Source organism: Alcanivorax sp. HI0044, from assembly GCF_001634945.1.
The window spans coordinates 1-567 of record NZ_LWEZ01000056.1 but is presented as its reverse complement, the minus strand read 5'-3'; the positions used below and the strand labels follow the sequence as shown (position 1 = coordinate 567).

The 567-nt window shown below is 62.3% G+C and carries 1 pseudogene; it reads right to left on the bottom strand.

Annotated elements, in window-relative coordinates:
• A pseudogene (locus A3730_RS00630) lies at window positions 1–515 on the bottom strand (hypothetical protein); the annotation flags it as partial.
• Between the last annotated feature and the right edge of the window lie 52 nt (window positions 516–567).

The window sequence follows — 567 nt, the reverse complement described above, 5'->3', positions numbered from 1 at the left end:
TCCAGCATTGTCTGGTACGCGTCGCTCCCCACCGCAATCTGTTGCCAGTCGGCGAAACGCTCCCGTAACAGGGAGGCCGGCAGCCCTGCAGGAAGATCCGTGAGCGGCAAGCTGATCCGTGCCCGCGGCGGCGCCCCCTCGTCAAGCGGCTCGGTTTGCTCCCCCTCGACCCGCGCCATACCCGGCAACACAACCGACTCCCCGGCTCCGGGCCCTGCCGTCACCACCAGTTCCCGGGCATCCGCATCGGCATAGCGCACCAGTTGCAGGTCCTCCTGCAGCACCAGCCCAACCTCGAACTGGTAGGAGGTAACCACATGCCCTTTGTTGCCCTCTTTCTGGCGGTCGGTCACCGCCAGCGACTCCACCTGCCAAACGCTCAGATTGTTATCCTGCAAGGCTTGGCGAACCTGCTGTTCCAGATACTCATGGCCGCTGTCATCACTGCAGCCCGCCACAAAGAGTCCCAGTAGCCCGGCAGCTATTATCCCTATCAGGGTGGGTTTTCTTCTCATGGTCCCCTCGCTTTCCTGACGTGTCCGCCTAATACGCGCCTTTTTGCTCATT